Origin of the sequence: Pseudomonas sp. PvP089 (genome assembly GCF_017875165.1) — a bacterium.
GTDB classification, from domain to species: domain Bacteria; phylum Pseudomonadota; class Gammaproteobacteria; order Pseudomonadales; family Pseudomonadaceae; genus Aquipseudomonas; species Aquipseudomonas fortuita.
In genome coordinates this window covers 2,870,845-2,887,110 of sequence record NZ_JAGGME010000001.1, presented here as the reverse complement: position 1 = coordinate 2,887,110, position 16,266 = coordinate 2,870,845, and the positions used below count along the sequence as shown (strand labels likewise).

Annotated in this window: 15 protein-coding genes; 13 read left to right on the top strand and 2 right to left on the bottom strand. The window is 62.1% G+C overall.

Features of this window, described 5'->3' with window-relative positions; translation table 11 throughout:
* Positions 1-224 precede the first annotated feature (224 nt).
* Positions 225-1,850 (top strand): methyl-accepting chemotaxis protein, encoded by a 1,626-nt coding sequence (locus J3A71_RS13380; protein ID WP_096426187.1) that lies wholly within the window; start codon positions 225-227, stop codon positions 1,848-1,850.
* Positions 1,851-1,988: 138 nt separating this feature from the next.
* On the opposite strand, the gene J3A71_RS13375 is transcribed toward J3A71_RS13380, so the two are convergent.
* On the bottom strand, positions 1,989-3,392 hold the full coding sequence (locus J3A71_RS13375; RefSeq protein WP_096426188.1) for a cytosine permease: 1,404 nt from the start codon (positions 3,390-3,392) through the stop codon (positions 1,989-1,991).
* A 317-nt stretch (positions 3,393-3,709) separates the two neighbouring features.
* Between J3A71_RS13375 and J3A71_RS13370 the strand changes: the two genes are divergently transcribed.
* From J3A71_RS13370 to J3A71_RS13325, 10 genes are all read left to right on the top strand, one after another.
* A complete protein-coding gene (locus J3A71_RS13370) occupies positions 3,710-4,195 on the top strand; it encodes a flavin reductase family protein (protein ID WP_016487516.1) in 486 nt (161 codons plus the stop codon).
* Between the two features lie 75 nt (positions 4,196-4,270).
* On the top strand, positions 4,271-5,311 hold the full coding sequence (locus J3A71_RS13365) for an LLM class flavin-dependent oxidoreductase (protein WP_016487517.1): 1,041 nt from the start codon (positions 4,271-4,273) through the stop codon (positions 5,309-5,311).
* Positions 5,312-5,634: 323 nt separating this feature from the next.
* On the top strand, positions 5,635-6,231 hold the full coding sequence (locus J3A71_RS13360; protein ID WP_003256068.1) for an amino acid synthesis family protein: 597 nt from the start codon (positions 5,635-5,637) through the stop codon (positions 6,229-6,231).
* A gap of 68 nt (positions 6,232-6,299) precedes the next feature.
* Positions 6,300-7,133, top strand: a complete 834-nt coding sequence (locus J3A71_RS13355) for an alpha/beta fold hydrolase (RefSeq protein WP_016487518.1) — start codon at positions 6,300-6,302, stop codon at positions 7,131-7,133.
* Positions 7,130-8,611, top strand: a complete 1,482-nt coding sequence (locus tag J3A71_RS13350) for an aldehyde dehydrogenase (RefSeq protein ID WP_016487519.1) — start codon at positions 7,130-7,132, stop codon at positions 8,609-8,611. Before J3A71_RS13355 ends, J3A71_RS13350 begins: the two co-directional genes overlap by 4 nt.
* A gap of 12 nt (positions 8,612-8,623) precedes the next feature.
* Positions 8,624-9,109: a flavin reductase family protein gene (locus tag J3A71_RS13345; protein ID WP_016487520.1), complete on the top strand. Its 486-nt coding sequence runs from the start codon at positions 8,624-8,626 to the stop codon at positions 9,107-9,109.
* A 62-nt stretch (positions 9,110-9,171) separates the two neighbouring features.
* A complete protein-coding gene (locus J3A71_RS13340) occupies positions 9,172-9,561 on the top strand; it encodes a carboxymuconolactone decarboxylase family protein (protein ID WP_023047056.1) in 390 nt (129 codons plus the stop codon).
* A gap of 88 nt (positions 9,562-9,649) precedes the next feature.
* Positions 9,650-10,402, top strand: a complete 753-nt coding sequence (locus J3A71_RS13335; protein ID WP_016487522.1) for a GntR family transcriptional regulator — start codon at positions 9,650-9,652, stop codon at positions 10,400-10,402.
* Between the two features lie 2 nt (positions 10,403-10,404).
* On the top strand, positions 10,405-10,968 hold the full coding sequence (locus J3A71_RS13330) for an NUDIX hydrolase (RefSeq protein WP_016487523.1): 564 nt from the start codon (positions 10,405-10,407) through the stop codon (positions 10,966-10,968).
* 122 nt (positions 10,969-11,090) lie between these two features.
* Positions 11,091-13,292 carry an ATP-binding protein gene (locus tag J3A71_RS13325; RefSeq protein WP_095115119.1) on the top strand — a complete coding sequence of 734 codons (2,202 nt, stop codon included), beginning with the start codon at positions 11,091-11,093 and terminating at the stop codon, positions 13,290-13,292.
* Here the strand turns inward: J3A71_RS13325 and J3A71_RS13320 are convergent.
* Complete coding sequence (locus J3A71_RS13320) at positions 13,285-13,899, bottom strand: LysE family translocator (RefSeq protein ID WP_209952957.1); 615 nt, start codon at positions 13,897-13,899, stop codon at positions 13,285-13,287. The two genes, J3A71_RS13325 and J3A71_RS13320, sit on opposite strands and share 8 nt — an antisense overlap.
* A gap of 111 nt (positions 13,900-14,010) precedes the next feature.
* Between J3A71_RS13320 and J3A71_RS13315 the strand changes: the two genes are divergently transcribed.
* Entirely contained in the window at positions 14,011-14,463 is a 453-nt protein-coding gene (locus J3A71_RS13315; RefSeq protein WP_016487526.1) for an Lrp/AsnC family transcriptional regulator, read from the top strand.
* Positions 14,464-14,814: 351 nt separating this feature from the next.
* Positions 14,815-16,227 carry a cytosine permease gene (locus J3A71_RS13310; RefSeq protein WP_016487527.1) on the top strand — a complete coding sequence of 471 codons (1,413 nt, stop codon included), beginning with the start codon at positions 14,815-14,817 and terminating at the stop codon, positions 16,225-16,227.
* Positions 16,228-16,266 lie beyond the last annotated feature (39 nt).

The window sequence follows — 16,266 nt, the reverse complement described above, 5'->3', positions numbered from 1 at the left end:
GAAAACCTGACAAAACCGTCAAAAAACGTCGGTTTTGTCAATTATTTCGTTACATTGAATGACTGTTCAACAATGATGGCCATATGGCATCATTCGAAGAAAACCATGCAAGAGGGTGAGAAAAATCTACTAACCCGCAGTGCATCAAGAGCCTGGCGCCACCTCGGTGTCCTGGCTTTGCAGCCAGCTCCTGACGCCTGCACGCCACCGTCAAGGAGCATTCCATGCAGTTAAGGAATTTGAAAATCGGCATTCGCGCTGCCAGCGTGTTTGCCCTGCTGGGCGTCCTGGTCCTGATCATGGGCCTTATCGCACTTTACGAAACCCGCCAGATGGACACGGCCACCGACGAGATCCGGGTCACCTGGATACCCGCTGTGGTAGCGCTGGGTGACATCAGCAGCAACCTCGGGCGCGCCCGCGCCGTTACCCTGCGGGCCGCGCTGGACGATAACCCCGGCGAGCGCACACGTAACCTGCAGATGCTCGAAGCCATCAATGCCGAGCTCAAAGGTGGCCTGAAGAACTACGCCGACACCATCATCGCGGCCGACGACCGTGCCCTTTTCAACACCTTCAACGACGGGTATCACCAGTACCTCGAACTGCAGCTGAAAGTGCTGCAGGACATTGCTGCAGGCCGCATGGACGAGGCAAAGCAGCAGATCAGCGGCCCGCTCACCCAACGAGCCGACAGCATGATGAAGGCCTTGACGGCGCTGATCGACTACAACAGCAAGGGTGCCGAAGATGCCTCGCAGCGCAGCAGCGATGTAGCGGACGAAGCATTTAACGCCATCATCTTCTCGTTGCTTGTGATCATGCTTGCCCTGGCCGCGATGGCTACCGTGCTGACTCGCAGCATCGTGCTGCCTCTGGCCGATGCAGTGGCCGTGGCCGAACGTGTGGCCACGGGCGACCTCACCCAGGAAATCCGCGTCACCGGCCGCGACGAGCCCGCCTTGCTGCTGCGCGCCCTGAGCCGCATGCAAGGCAGCCTGCGCGACACCATCCGCAAGATCGCCGCCTCGTCCGACCAGTTGGCCTCAGCCTCGGAAGAACTCCACACCGTCACCGAAGACACCAGCCGCGGCCTGCATCAGCAAAGCGCCGAAATCGACCAGGCCGCCACGGCTGTCAACCAGATGACCGCAGCAGTCGAGGAAGTGGCGAACAATGCGGTCAGCACTGCGGACGCCTCCAAAGGCGCCGACCAGACCACCCGCGATGGCCGTGACCGGGTCAACCAGGCACTGGCGTCCATCCAGCACCTGGTGGCCGACGTGACCGGCACCTCGGCCGAGATCGAACAGCTGGCCAATAATGCCAATGAGATCAGCCGTGTGCTGGATGTGATCGGCGCGATTGCCGGGCAGACCAACCTGCTGGCACTGAACGCCGCTATCGAAGCAGCCCGCGCCGGCGAGGCAGGCCGTGGCTTTGCCGTGGTGGCCGACGAAGTCCGCGCCCTCGCCCACCGCACCCAGCAGTCGACCGCAGAGATCGAGCAGATGATTGCCGGCATCCAGAACGGTACCGAGCGGGCCGTGACGGCGATGCACAGCAGCCAGGGGCGTGCGACGGGCACGCTGGAAGTGGCCCAGGGCGCCGGTCAGGCGCTGGAGGTGATTGCCGAGGCGATTGCGTCGATCAACCAGCGTAACCTGGTGATTGCCAGTGCTTCAGAGGAGCAGGCGCAGGTGGCGCGCGAAGTGGACCGCAATTTGGTGAACATTCGTGATTTGGCGATGCAGACCTCAGCGGGGGCCAACCAGACCAGCGCGGCGGCACAGGACTTGTCGCGGTTGGCGGTGGACCTGAATGGCATGGTGGCGCAGTTCAAGGTTTGATCGGATATAGCCGGGGCTGCTTTGCAGCCCATTCGCGGGGCAAGCCCGCTCCCACAGGTTCACTCCATTGCTTTGGTTGAATCTGTGGGAGCGGGCTTGCCCCGCGAATGGGCCGCAAGGCGGCCCCCATTGCAACTGTCAGTCGTTGACGCTGATAACCCGCGCACTGTTGACCGCCTGCCCCCGCGTCGCCAGGCAGTAATACAACGGCACCGTCACCAGCAACCCGAACAGCCAGGACAAGTCCGCCCCTTCGACAATGTTCGAATACGGCCCCACATACAGGGCGGTGTTGGCAAACGGCAACTGCACCAGAATGCCGCAGGCATAGGCAATGATCGCGTGGTGATTGAAGCGACCATAGATGCCGCCATCAGCGCTGAAGATCGAAGGAATGTCGTACTGGCCCTTCTTGATCAGATAGAAGTCGATCAGGTTGATCGAAGCCCACGGCACCAGCACCAGCAGCAACGCCAGGATCAGGCCGATGAAGTGGCCGATGAAGTCCGCCGAGGCGTTCAGCGCGACCATCCCGCAGCCCAGCAGAATCACCGAGGCCAGGATTACCCGCACCTTGATGCTTGGCGTCCATTCGGCAAAGAACGTCTGAATAGCAGTGACGATCGACAGCACCGCGCCATACAGGTTAAGGGCGTTATGGCTGATGATATTGAGCAGGAACAGCACCATCAGGATCGGGCCCAGCCAACCGGTAGCCTGCTTCACTGCGTCCATGGCGTCAGTACCTTCCGGCACGCACAGCACCGCCACGGCACCAAAGCTGAAGCACAGGATGGTGCCCAGGGTCGCGCCAAAGTAAGTGGCCCAGAACGGCTTGGCAATGCCCACTTCACGTGGCAGATAACGCGAATAGTCGGACGTGTACGGCGAGAAGCTGATCTGCCAGATGGTGCCCAGTGACACGGTGGCGATAAAGCCCGACAGATTGAATGCACCACGGCTGAAGAAGTCGGCCGGCAGCTCCTGGGCGAACATCATGATGAACCCCGCCAGCAGCGCAGAGCCCATCACCCAGGTACCGATGCGGTTCAGGACATGGATGAAGCGGTAGCCGATCACGCCAATGGCCGTGGCGCTCAGGGCACCGATCACGATCGCGCCCGGCATCGGCATGCTCGGGGCAATGCCGTGAATGGTCTTGCCCGCCAGGACGATGTTGGAAATAAAGAAGCCGACATAGATCAGTGCAGTGAAGAACACGATCAGCAAGGCGCCGTAGCGGCCGAACTGGCCACGGCTTTGCACCATCTGTGGAATGCCCAGCTGCGGTCCCTGCGCAGAGGCAAGGGCGATGACCACGCCCCCGACCAGATGGCCCAGCACAATGGCGATCAGCCCCCACAACAGGTTCAGGTGGAACACCTGGACCACCATGGCGCCGGTGACAATTGGCAGTGGCGCAATGTTGGTACTGAACCAGAGGGTGAACAGGTCGCGCGCCTTCCCGTGGCGCTCGGCAGGTGGAACGTAATCGACCGTGTGATTCTCGACAAACGGGTGTTGCGATGACGGTTGGGACATAGGATTCAGCTCGAAAGGTCGTTTTTATCGTTGTAAGGAAACCGCATCTAGGCGGCCTCTCAGCTGCGGACCATATTATGGTATTCCAAGCTTTTGACAACACTGATCCGCACGAAAAAGCGTCCACTGATCTGCTTTGCAAACCCATACAACAAACCGCGTCACCGCTCTAAGCCACGGTATACGTGGCCTTTAGCCGTTCATCGTGTAAACCTCGGGCATTAAAATTCCGCTTGCAAAATAGGTATTACGGTATACCATCAGACACATCAACGATAAAAACCGCGGACCACCGCAGCCTTTTAGAGGTATTCCCGATGATCGACGCAACCGTCTACAAGAACGTCCTGGGCTCCTTCCCCTCCGGCGTTACCGTCATCACCACCCTGGACGATGACGGCTCGGTTGTCGGCCTGACCGCCAGCGCCTTCTCCTCCCTGTCGATGGACCCGCCGCTGGTGCTGTTCTGCCCCAACTACACCTCCGACTCCTACCCGGTGCTGATCAAACAGAAGCGTTTTGCCATTCACCTGCTCTCGGGTGAACAGCAAGCCGAAGCCTATGCGTTCGCCAAGAAGGGCAAGGACAAGGCCAGCGGCATCGAGTGGTCCATGAGCGAACTGGGTAACCCGATCCTGGCCGGCGCCACCGCCGTCATCGAATGCGAACTGTGGCGTGAATATGAAGGTGGCGACCACGCCATCATGGTCGGCAAGGTGCATAACCTGATCGTGCCCGAAGAAGCGCCCCGGCCGATGGTGTACTGCCGCGGCAAGATGGCCAGCCTGCCGGCCTTTGCCTGAAGCCTGTTCTGAATCGAGACCACTGGCGCCTCCCCTGCCAGGCGCCAGCCCCTTTCAAGCGTTGAGGAAAGCCCCATGAAATTTTCGTTGTTCGTACACATGGAACGTTGGGATGAACAGGTCAGCCACCGCCAGTTGTTCGAAGACCTGACCGAACTGACCCTGATGGCCGAAAACGGCGGTTTCAGCACCGTGTGGATTGGCGAGCACCACGCCATGGAATACACCATTTCGCCGAGCCCGATGCCGCTGCTGGCCTACCTGGCCGCGCGCACCGACAAGATTCGCCTGGGTGCCGGCACTATCATTGCGCCGTTCTGGAACCCGATCCGCGTCGCCGGCGAATGCGCCCTGCTCGACGTGATCAGCAACGGCCGCATGGAAGTGGGCCTGGCCCGTGGCGCCTACCAGTTCGAGTTCGACCGCATGGCCAATGGCATGCCAGCCACCGACGGCGGCAAGGCGCTGCGCGAGATGGTGCCGGTCGTACGTAAGCTGTGGGAAGGCGACTACGCCCATGACGGCGAAGTGTACAAGTTCCCCACCTCCACCAGCGTGCCGAAACCGTTCAACGCGACGCCGCCGATGTGGATCGCCGCCCGCGACCCGGATTCGCACAACTTCGCCGTGGCCAACGGCTGCAACGTCATGGTCACCCCGCTGATGAAGGGTGACGAAGAAGTACTGGACCTGAAGAACAAGTTCCAGGCCGCTCTGGACAACAACCCGGACGTGCCGCGCCCACAACTGATGGTGCTGCGCCACACCCACGTGCACAGCCCGGCCGAGCCGGAAGGCTGGAAAGTCGGCGCGCAGGCCATCTCGCGCTTCTATCGCACCTTCGATGCCTGGTTCGGTAACAAGACCGTTCCGGTCAACGGCTTCCTGGAGCCGAGCCCGGAATCGAAGTTTGCCGAAGTGCCGGCGTTCCAGCTGGAGAACATTCGCAAGAACACCATGATCGGCACTCCGGAAGAAATCATCGCGCGCATCAAGTACTACCAGGAGCTCGGCGTCGACGAGTTCAGCTTCTGGTGCGACAACAGCCTGCCCCACGCCGAGAAGAAGAAGTCGCTGGAACTGTTCATCAAGGAAGTGGTGCCGGCGTTCGCCTGAATTCCCATTGCCTGAATCATTGCGGGACGCGCCCGCTCACGTGGGCCCCTTCAGCCTGCGTGAGCGGGCTTTTTTTTAAACCTTTACTGGCCCTATCGCCGGCAAGCCAGCTCCCACATTGCCACTACAGGCTCTGAATGCAGCGCGGTACCTGTGGGAGCTGGCTTGCCGGCGATAGGGCCAGGTACAGACAGCAGCGAAATCAAGGCATCAGGCCACCTTTCGTCCCCCGACAAGAGAAATTTCCTGACACCTCTTGCACAACAAATATTATGGTATACCATCAGACAACAAGAGCTGATAACCCTCACCAGGAGCCCTCCATGAGTTTCGAAATCCGCAAGATCGTCACCTACTCCGAAGAGACCCGCATCGAAGGCGGCAAGGCCACCGACAAACCAGTGACCATGGTCGGCCTGGCCGTCGTGATCAAGAACCCATGGGCCGGTCGCGGTTTTGTTGAAGATCTGAAGCCGGAAATCCGCGCCAACTGCTCGGAGCTGGGTGCACTGATGGTCGAGCGCCTGACCGCTGCCATTGGCGGTGCCGACAAGATCGAAGCCTACGGTAAAGCGGCCGTGGTCGGCGCCGACGGCGAAATCGAGCACGCCTCGGCTGTGATCCACACCCTGCGCTTCGGCAACCACTACCGCGAAGCGGTGCAGGCCAAGAGCTACCTGAGCTTCACCAACAAGCGCGGCGGCCCCGGCACCTCGATTCAGATCCCGATGATGCAGAAGGACGACGAAGGCCTGCGTTCGCACTACATCACTCTGGAAATGCAGATCGAAGACGCCCCGCGGGCCGATGAAATCGTTGTGGTGCTGGGCGCTGCCGACGGCGGCCGCCTGCACCCGCGCATCGGCAACCGCTACATCGACCTGGAAGAACTGGCTGCCGAAAAAGCCAACGCTCAATAACAACAACCAAGACGGGCCGGGGCGTGGCGTGCTTTCCCGCCGCGCCCGACCTTCAAGGAGCGCCCTCCATGATTCAGCCTGTCGCTGAACGTACACCTGCCGGCACCAGCTACCTGTCCGTAGGCCAGGGCCAACCCGTGGTACTGATCCACGGCGTGGGCCTGAACAAGGAAATGTGGGGCGGCCAGATCGTTGGCCTGGCCAACGACTACCGTGTCATCGCCTACGACATGCTCGGCCACGGTCAAAGCCGCGTGCCGGCTGCCGACACACCGCTGCAAGCCTACGCCGACCAGCTCGCCGAGCTGCTCGACCACCTGCAAATTCAACAAGCGACCGTGATCGGCTTCTCCATGGGCGGCCTGGTTGCCCGTGCATTCGCCCTGCACTACCCGCAGCGCCTGACTGCACTGGTCGTGCTCAACAGCGTGTTCAACCGCACCCCCGAGCAAAGTGCCGGCGTGATCGCTCGCGCTGCCCAGGCAGCGGAGCTGGGCCCCGACGCCAACGTCGATGCCGCCCTGGATCGTTGGTTCAGCCGTGAATACAAGGCTGCCAACCCGGCGCAGGTCGCCGCCATTCGCCAAGTGCTGGCGAGCAACGACCCGCAGGGCTACCACACCACGTATTCGTTGTTCGCCACTCAGGACATGTACCGCGCTGACGACCTGGGCAGCATCCAGGTGCCGACGCTGATCGCCACGGGCGAACTCGATTCGGGCTCCACCCCGGCCATGACCCGCCAGCTTGCCGCCAGCATTCCGGGTGCGCACAGCGTGGTCCTCGCCGAGCAACGGCATATGATGCCGGTAGAAGCACCCCGTGAAGTCAACAAGATGCTGCTGGACTTCCTCGCGCAAGCCCGCACCCTCACCGAATCCGCCAAGGGGATTGTTGCATGACCCTCGTTCGTTTCCAGATGTGCATCGACGGCCAATGGCGCGATGCGCAGAGCGGCAAGACCTTCGACAGCCTCAACCCGGCCACCGCCCAAGCCTGGGCGCAGCTTCCCGACGCTGACGAAACCGACGTCGAACTGGCCGTGCAGGCCGCCCAGCGTGCCTTCGACAGCAAGGAATGGCGCAGCATCACCGCCACCGCGCGTGGCAAGCTGCTGCGTCGCCTGGGTGACCTGATTAGCGAGAACAAGGAACACCTGGCCCAGCTGGAAAGCCGTGACAACGGCAAGCTGATCCGCGAAACCCGCGGCCAGGTCGGCTATCTGCCAGAGTTCTTCCACTACACCGCAGGGCTGGCCGACAAGCTTGAAGGCGGCACCCTGCCGCTGGACAAGCCCGACCTGTTCGCCTACACCGTGCACGAGCCCATCGGCGTGGTTGCCGGGATCATCCCGTGGAACAGCCCGCTGTACCTCACCGCGATCAAGCTGGCCCCAGCCCTGGCTGCCGGCAACACCATCGTGCTCAAACCGTCCGAACATGCCTCGGCGACCATCCTCGAGCTGGCCCGTCTGGCCCTCGAAGCCGGCTTCCCGGCCGGTGTGGTCAACGTGGTCACCGGCTACGGCCCGACCACCGGCGCGGCACTGACCCGCCACCCGCTGGTGCGCAAGATCGCCTTCACCGGCGGCGCCGCTACAGCCCGCCATGTGGTGCGCAGCAGTGCCGAGAACTTTGCCAAGCTGTCGCTGGAGCTGGGCGGCAAGTCGCCGAACATCATCTTCGCCGACGCCGACCTGGACAGCGCCATCAACGGTGCCGTGGCCGGCATCTATGCCGCCTCCGGGCAAAGCTGCGTAGCCGGTTCGCGCCTGCTGGTGCAGGACGAGATTTTCGACGAATTCGTAGAGCGCCTGATTACCCGCGCCAAGCGCATCCGCATCGGTAACCCGCAGGACGACGCCAGCGAAATGGGCCCTATGGCCACCGCGCAGCAGTTGGCCGTCGTCGAAGGCCTGGTGGCTGCGGCCAAGGCTGAAGGTGCCAAGCTGCACATGGGCGGCAAGCGTGCCGAGGTCGAGGGTGACGGCTGGTTCTACGAGCCGACCCTGTTCGAGTGCGACAGCAACTCGATGACCATCATGCAGGAAGAAGTGTTCGGCCCTGTCGCCGCGGTCATCCGCTTCAAGACCGAGGAGGAGGCCCTGGAAATCGCCAACGACTCGCAGTTCGGCCTGGCCGCCGGCATCTGGACCCGTGACCTGGGCCGTGCTCATCGCCTGGCCCGCGACGTGCGTTCGGGGATCATCTGGGTCAACACCTACCGCGCCGTGTCGGCCATGGCGCCAATTGGTGGTTTCAAGAACAGCGGCTACGGCCGTGAGAGCGGCATCGATTCGGTGCTGGCCTATACCGAGCTGAAGACCGTGTGGATCAACCTGTCCACCGCGCCGATGCCCGACCCGTTCGTGATGCGCTAGGAGGAACACAAGATGATCGAACCCGGCATCTACAAAGACGTGATGGGCTCTTTCCCGTCCGGCGTCACGGTAGTGACCACCCTGGACGCCGACGGCGCCATCGTCGGCATCACCGCCAGCGCCTTCAGCGCATTGTCGATCGACCCGGCGCTGGTACTGTTCTGCCCCAACTACGCTTCCGACACCTACCCGATCCTGCGTGACAGCAAGCAGTTCGCGATTCACCTGCTGTCTGCCGAACAGACCGCTGAAGCTTACGCCTTCGCCGGCAAGGGCAAGGACAAGGCCAAGGGCGTCGAGTGGCATTTGAGCGAGCTGGGCAACCCGCTGCTGGCCAAGGCGACCGCGATCATCGAGTGCGAACTGTGGCGCGAGTATGACGGTGGGGACCACGCGATCATCGTCGGTGCAGTGAAGAACCTGGTGTTGCCGGCCGAGCCGGTGACGCCGATGGTGTACCACAAAGGCAAACTGGGCGCCCTGCCGCCCCTGGGCTGACCTTGAGACCGCCGGGGCTGCTTTGCAGCCCCCGTTCCCTTTTTTCTTCCGGAGTACGGCACATGAGTAACGAGAAGTACGACAAAGGCCTGGCCATCCGCACCCAGGTGCTGGGCGAGGACTACGTCAACCGCTCGATCCAGAATGCCGACGAGTTCACCAAGCCATTGCAGGAACTGGTCACCGAATACTGCTGGGGCCACGTCTGGGGCCGCGAAGGCTTGTCGCTCAAAGAGCGCAGCATGATAAACTTGGCCATGATTTCCGCGCTCAACAGGCCCCACGAGCTCAAGCTGCACATCCGCGGCGCATTGCGCAATGGCCTGAGCCGTGAACAGATTCGCGAAATTCTGCTCCAGGTCGGCATTTATTGCGGCGTACCCGCGGCGGTGGACAGTTTCCGCCTGGCCCGTGAAGCGTTTGCCGAAGCCGATGCGGAGTCAACCCGTTAACAACGGGCTGTTCGAACCACTGCATGGAAAGCCTCGGTTCGGGGCGTTCCGCGATGTTGGCGCAACAGCCTCATAAAGAGCGCTCCTGATGAAACGCCAGCCACTCGACGACAGCTTCAAGGTCAACCGCAACCCCGTTACCCTGCGCGAAATCGTGCTAGACAAGCTGCGCGCCGCAATCATGAACTTCCATCTGCTGCCCGGCGACCGCCTGGTGGAGCGCGACCTCTGCGACCGCCTCGGCGTCAGCCGTACCTCGGTGCGCGAAGCCCTGCGCCACCTGGAGTCCGAAGGCCTGGTGGAATTCGCCGACGCCAAAGGCCCGCGTGTCGCCATCATCACCCTGGAAGACGCCCGCGACATCTACGAGCTGCGCTGTGTGCTCGAAGGCCTGATCGTGCAGCTGTTCACCCTCAACGCCAAGGCCAAGGACATCCGTGCCCTGGAACGCGCCCTGGAGGTGAACCGCGAAGCGCTGGAAGAGGGCGAGCTGCAACAGGTGCTGGATTCGGTACAAGGTTTCTACGACGTGCTGCTGGAAGGCTCCGGCAACCAGGTGGCGGCCCAGCAACTGCGCCAGTTGCAGGCGCGCATCAGCTACCTGCGCGCCACCTCGGTGTCGCAAGAAAACCGCCGCGGCGCCAGCAACCGCGAAATGGAAAAGATCGTCGAAGCCATCAAGGGTGGTGACCCGCTGGTGGCCCACCAAGCTTCGGTCGACCACGTCCGCGCTGCCGCCAAGGTGGCCCTGGACTACCTGCGCCAGAAGCAGGATGACAACACCAAGGTGCGCGACATCGTCGAGCCCCTGGCCCTGAAGGAACCTCGCATAGGCCGCTGATCATGCCCAACGCCCCCCGCTACTGCCCGCACTGCACCACGGAACTGGCCCGGGGCGTTCCCACAGGCGACACCCACGAACGCCTGCACTGCACCGGCTGCGGCTACATCCATTACATCAACCCGAAGATCATCGCCGGCTGCATCATCGAGCGCGATGGCAAGTACCTGTTGTGCCAGCGCGCCATCCCGCCGCGCCCCGGCACCTGGACCTTGCCGGCCGGGTTCATGGAAGCTGGCGAGACCACCGAGCAGGCTGCACTGCGCGAGGTCTGGGAAGAAAGCGGGGTGCGTGCCGACATCGTCTCGCCCTACTCCATCTTCAGCGTACCCAGGATCAGCGAGGTGTACATCATCTTCCGCGCCGTCGTCGCCGAAGAAACCGGGCACTACGGGCCGGAGACCCTGGCATACAAGTTCTTCGAGCCCGACGAGATTCCGTGGGACGATATCTACTATCCGGCTATCCGGCAGATTCTCGAGCGCTACATCCTTGAACGGCAGGCCGGGGTCTACGGGATCTACATGGGCAATGACGACACTGGCAAGGTGCACTTCATGCGCTAGCCTGTGCCGGCCTCTTCGCGCGTGAACCCGCGAAGAGGCCGGCACAGGCCACCACAAAATGCTCGCCAACCGTCTATTCTCGGTGCACCCTAAGGCCTTGTGTTAAAGGACCGACAGAACAAATGGCGAAATGGCTAGACGGCGGCGGGCTGATGGCCGAACGCATCCGCAACCACAACTGGGCCGCCACCCCCCTGGGGGCATTGGAACATTGGCCTGACGCCCTGAAGACCACCATGGCCCTGTGCCTGGCTTCGCGTTTTCCGCAGGCGGTGCTCTGGGGCCCTGACCTCATCACCCTGCACAACGATGCTTTCATCCCGATTCTCGGGCGCAAGCCCTCGGCCTTGGGTATCCCCTTCCGCGACGTGTGGCATGAGGCCTGGGCCGATATCAGCAAAATGGCCGACTGTGCGTTGTCCGGCGAAGCGGTGTACATCGAAGACTTCCCACTGACGATCGACCGCAACGGCGGCCCGGAGCAGGCTTATTTCACCTTCTGCTACAGCCCGATTCGCGGCCTGGATGGCGAAGTGCTTGGCATGCTCGATACGGTTACCGAAACCACCGCCGGTGTGGTCACCAACCTGCGCCTCAACTTTCTCGACAGCCTCGGGCGCGCCGTGGCCGACGCCACCGACCCCGACCAGATCATGGCCATCACCACGCGCATGCTGGTCGAGCACCTTGGCTTGTCCAGCTGCGCCTATGCGGTAATGGAGCCGGACGAGAATGGCTTCACCATCTGCGGCGATGCCGTAGCACCCGGCTCCCCACGCCTGGTGGGCCAATATCACCTGCATGATTTCGGCCGCCTGGCGGTCAGCCGCCTGCGCAGCGGCCTGGCGTTGGTGATCAATGACAATCTTCGCGAACTGGCCGCTGACGAAGCGGCGACATTTCAGGCCATCGGCATCACCGCTACTGTCTGCATGCCGCTGATCAAGGCTGGCAGGCTGACCGCGCTGATGGCGATTCACGACCGTTTTCCCCGGGAATGGACCGACTACGAGCAAGCGCTGATCAGCGAGGTTACCGAACGTTGCTGGGCGCATATCCAGCGGGTTCAGGCCAATGCTGAAGTGCGTGAGGCGATGGCAGCGCTGGAGGCGCTCAACGCCAACCTTGAGCACCGCGTGGAAGAACGCACGACCCAGCTGCTGCACACCGAAGCGGTGCTGCGCCAGGCACAAAAGCTGGAAGCCATCGGCCAGCTGACAGGTGGCGTTGCCCACGACTTCAACAACCTGCTGACCATCATCCGTTCCTCGCTGCACTTCCTGCAACGCCCCAACCTCGACGAGAAGCGTCGCGAACGTTACCTCAAGACCATATCCGACACCGTCGACCGTGGTGCCAAACTAACCGGTCAGCTCCTGGCCTTCGCCCGCCGACAGGCCCTCAGCCCACACGTGTTCGAGGCAGGACCACGGTTGGAAGCGATGGCTGACATGCTCGACACCGCCACCGGCGCACGCATCCAGGTCGAGCTGCAGTTACCGCCTGCGCCGTGCCACATCCGCGCCGACCTCAGCCAGCTGGAGAACGCAGTGATCAACCTCATGCTCAACGGCCGGGATGCCATGGCCGGCGAAGGTGTGTTGCAACTGCGCCTGCAGGCCGATCAGCGCCTGCCGGCCTTGCGCGGCCAGCCGTCCCTGCCAGGCCCATTCGCGGCGATATCCGTGAGCGACAGTGGTACCGGTATTGCCGCCGATTTGCTGGAGCGCATCTTCGACCCGTTTTTCACAACCAAAGCTGCAGGTGAAGGGACCGGGCTTGGGCTGTCGCAGGTGTTCGGCTTTGCCAAGCAGTCCGGGGGGGATGTAGCAGTGACCAGTGCCCCCGGCCAAGGCACAACGTTTACCCTTTACCTGCCGCAGGAGGACCCGCCCGCTGCCCCGTCGGAAGACGCCTCGGCCGGCAGCCTGCTGCAAGCACAGAGCGAGCGGCGACGGATACTGCTGGTAGAGGACAATTCCGACCTGGCCCGCTTCAGCGCGCAGATCCTTGAGGACCATGGTTATCAGGTCAGCTGTGCACGCTCGGCGGAAGAGGCGCTGGCGCAGTTGACTGGCCCGGCGGGCGGTTTTGATGCGGTGTTTTCCGATGTGGTCATGCCCGGCATGGGTGGGTTGGCACTTGCCCTGGAGCTGCGCCGTCAGCGCCCGCAGCTTCCGGTGATCCTTACTTCGGGCTACAGCGATGCAATTGCCGAAGGCGGGCACCAAGGGTTTACCTTTCTGGCCAAGCCTTACTCGGCAGAACAGCTGTGCCAGACGCTCGGGAACGTCCTGGCCCCCTTGCCTCACGGTGTCAGTTGATTTGCCCGGCAATCAAGCCCAGGGCCACCGTAATCATCGCCACCCCCGACACCCGCCCGACCAGCTTCGCCGCCCCCGGCCGGGTACTCAACACGGCTTTGGCGCCATAGCCGACCAGTGAGTAGATCACCAGCGAGCTGCACAGGTGCACCAGCCCCAGCAGCAAGATCTGCAACGACACTGGCCAGTTCGACTGTGGGTCGGTGAACTGCGGCAGCAAAGCCAGGAACAGCAGGAAAACCTTCGGGTTCAGGCCGCTGACGCAGAAGCCCTTCAACGCCCAGCGCGAACCCGAATCCCCCGCACCGCCCTGCCCGGCTGCCGGCAATGCCGGGCTCAACAACAGGTTACCACCCAGCCACAGCAGGTAGCTGCACCCCGCCAGGGTGAGCAAGGTCAGTGCCAATGGGTGGCCTGCCAGCAGGCTGCCTACCCCGGCCGCCACCACCAGCGTCGCCAGGCAATGCCCCGACAACATGCCCGCCACCGCGGGCATTACCCAGCGCCCACGCATGCCTGCCGAAATGGCGTAAGCCCAATCTGCGCCCGGGGTAATCACGAACAGCATCGACACGGCCCAAAACGCCGTCAGCACACTGATAGCCACTTGAATCTTCCTTATCTACTGCCTTGGGATGTCGAAAGATTACGGATTCCGCCCGGGGATTTTCTTTCGTATATTCCCTGCAATCGCTCAATGACTGGAAGATCCTTCTCAATGGACAGAACTGATAGAAAAATGCTTGCCGAGCTGCAAAAAGACGGTCGGCTATCGGTAACCGAACTGGCCGACCGCGTAGGGCTCAGCCTGTCGCCCTGCCATCGGCGCTTGAAGGCACTGGAAGAATCCGGGGCGATTCTGGGCTATCACGCCCGCCTGGCGCCGAGCGCCCTGGGGCTGAATTTTGCCGCGTTGGTGTTCGTGACCCTGCGCGAGGTGACCCGGCAGCCGGTGGCGGATTTTGAAGCGGCACTTTCGGAGATTCCGCAGATTGTCGAAGCACAGCGGTTATTCGGCGACCCGGATTACCTGCTGCATGTGGTGGCCAAGGACCTGCCGGCGTTTCAGAAGCTGTATGACGAGCACCTGACCAGCATTCCCAATGTGAAACGCCTGAGCTCAACCCTGGTGATGAAGGAAGTGATCCAGGACCGGTTGTTGCCGATGTAGCTCTATTGCCTGTACTGGCCCTTTCGCGGGCTAGCCCCGCGAAAGGGCCAGTACAGGCAACCATTCAGCTGCCCTGCAAATGCGCACGACGCACCATCAAAGCCCACCGCGTTCTGCCGAAACAGGGCTCAACCCCTCTACTTCAAGCCCTGCCGCCAACTGGCACCGTCCTTGCTACCGTCCCCCGCTTAAGCTTTTGTCAGCCTTAGGTTTTTTAAGGTTTATGGGTACATATTTACTAATTTCTCGTTATCCCCGCGCCCCGCATCATCCCTCCAACAAGAACGCGTTGCCCATCGCCGGCACGCCCCCGGGCAGCTCCCGATGCCCTACCTTGCCTTGGAGTCAGTCATGACCAGTGCAGCCAATTCGGCACCCCTGATAGAAAAACACACAATCGGCTACGTGCCCCCGCAAGACCGCCATGGAAAGGTAAGGGATCTGTTCACACTGTGGTTCGGCGGCAACATCGCCCCGCTGCCCATCGTCACCGGCGCGCTGGGCGTGCAGCTGTTCCACCTGAACCTGATATGGGGCATCGTCGCCATCCTGGTCGGTCACCTGGTCGGGGGGGTGCTGATGGCACTGCACTCGGCCCAGGGCCCGCAAATGGGTATCCCGCAGATGATCCAGAGCCGCGCCCAGTTCGGCACGCTCGGCGCGCTGCTGGTGGTGGTAATCGCCGGCGTCATGTACATCGGCTTCTTCGCCTCCAACATCGTGCTCGCCGGCAAATCGCTGCACGGTGTGGTCGATGCCGTACCGGTGCCGGTGGGCATCGTCATCGGTGCCTTGGGTTCAGGCATCATCGGCATCATCGGCTATCGCTTCATCCACGTGCTCAACCGCATTGGCACCTGGGTACTGGGCATCGGTATCGTGGTCGGCTTCGGCTACATCTTCAGCCACGTGCAAAGCGACGACTTCCTCACCCGCGGCGGCTTCAACCTGGCCGGCTGGTTGGCCACCGTGTCGCTGGCGGCGCTGTGGCAGATCGCCTTTGCGCCCTATGTGTCGGACTACTCGCGTTATCTGCCGGCAGATGTGAAAGTCAGCTCGACGTTCTGGACAACGTACCTGGGCTCAGCCCTGGGTTCGAGCCTGTCGTTCATCTTCGGCGCCGTGGCGGTACTGGCGATTCCGGCCGGGATGGACACCATGGATGCGGTCAAGCTGGCCACCGGTACCCTGGGCCCGATCATGCTGGTGCTGTTCCTGCTCAGCGTCATCAGCCACAACGCCCTCAACCTGTATGGCGCTGTACTGTCGATCATCACCCTGGTGCAAACCTTCGCCTATCGCTGGATCCCCACCGCCAAAAGCCGTGCGGTGCTGTCGCTGATCGTGCTGTCGGCCTGCTGCGTGGTGGCGGTGTTCGCCTCGGCAGACTTCATCGGCCACTTCGTCGACATGGTGCTGGTGCTGCTGGTGGTGCTGGTACCGTGGACGGCGATCAACCTGATCGACTTTTATGCCATCCACAAAGGTGACTACGACATCCAGTCGATCTTCCAGGTCGATGGCGGTATCTACGGGCGTTACAACCCACAGGCGTTGATAGCCTATGCGGTAGGTATCGTGGTGCAGATCCCCTTCATGAACACGCCGCTGTATGTCGGGCCGATTTCCGAGCACATCAACGGGGCTGACCTGTCGTGGCTGGTAGGGCTGGCAATTACCTCACCGCTGTACTGGTGGCTGGCCAGCCGTGACAGTGCCTACCGTCGTCGGCAGACAAGTGCCAAGTTGGCCATGGGACACTGATTCAACCTGTAACGGCCCTATCGCCCAGCCTCACCACGA

Bases quoted from the DNA above. Each gene is read 5' to 3' on its own strand.
- J3A71_RS13340 (WP_023047056.1), top strand. From the start codon at position 9,172: ATGAGTAACGAGAAGTACGACAAAGGCCTGGCCATCCGCACCCAGGTG.
- J3A71_RS13325 (WP_095115119.1), top strand. From the start codon at position 11,091: ATGGCGAAATGGCTAGACGGCGGCGGGCTGATGGCCGAACGCATCCGC.
- J3A71_RS13375 (WP_096426188.1), bottom strand. From the start codon at position 3,392: ATGTCCCAACCGTCATCGCAACACCCGTTTGTCGAGAATCACACGGTC.
- J3A71_RS13365 (WP_016487517.1), top strand. From the start codon at position 4,271: ATGAAATTTTCGTTGTTCGTACACATGGAACGTTGGGATGAACAGGTC.
- J3A71_RS13330 (WP_016487523.1), top strand. From the start codon at position 10,405: ATGCCCAACGCCCCCCGCTACTGCCCGCACTGCACCACGGAACTGGCC.
- J3A71_RS13355 (WP_016487518.1), top strand. From the start codon at position 6,300: ATGATTCAGCCTGTCGCTGAACGTACACCTGCCGGCACCAGCTACCTG.
- J3A71_RS13350 (WP_016487519.1), top strand. From the start codon at position 7,130: ATGACCCTCGTTCGTTTCCAGATGTGCATCGACGGCCAATGGCGCGAT.
- J3A71_RS13310 (WP_016487527.1), top strand. From the start codon at position 14,815: ATGACCAGTGCAGCCAATTCGGCACCCCTGATAGAAAAACACACAATC.
- J3A71_RS13380 (WP_096426187.1), top strand. From the start codon at position 225: ATGCAGTTAAGGAATTTGAAAATCGGCATTCGCGCTGCCAGCGTGTTT.
- J3A71_RS13370 (WP_016487516.1), top strand. From the start codon at position 3,710: ATGATCGACGCAACCGTCTACAAGAACGTCCTGGGCTCCTTCCCCTCC.
- J3A71_RS13360 (WP_003256068.1), top strand. From the start codon at position 5,635: ATGAGTTTCGAAATCCGCAAGATCGTCACCTACTCCGAAGAGACCCGC.
- J3A71_RS13345 (WP_016487520.1), top strand. From the start codon at position 8,624: ATGATCGAACCCGGCATCTACAAAGACGTGATGGGCTCTTTCCCGTCC.
- J3A71_RS13335 (WP_016487522.1), top strand. From the start codon at position 9,650: ATGAAACGCCAGCCACTCGACGACAGCTTCAAGGTCAACCGCAACCCC.
- J3A71_RS13315 (WP_016487526.1), top strand. From the start codon at position 14,011: ATGGACAGAACTGATAGAAAAATGCTTGCCGAGCTGCAAAAAGACGGT.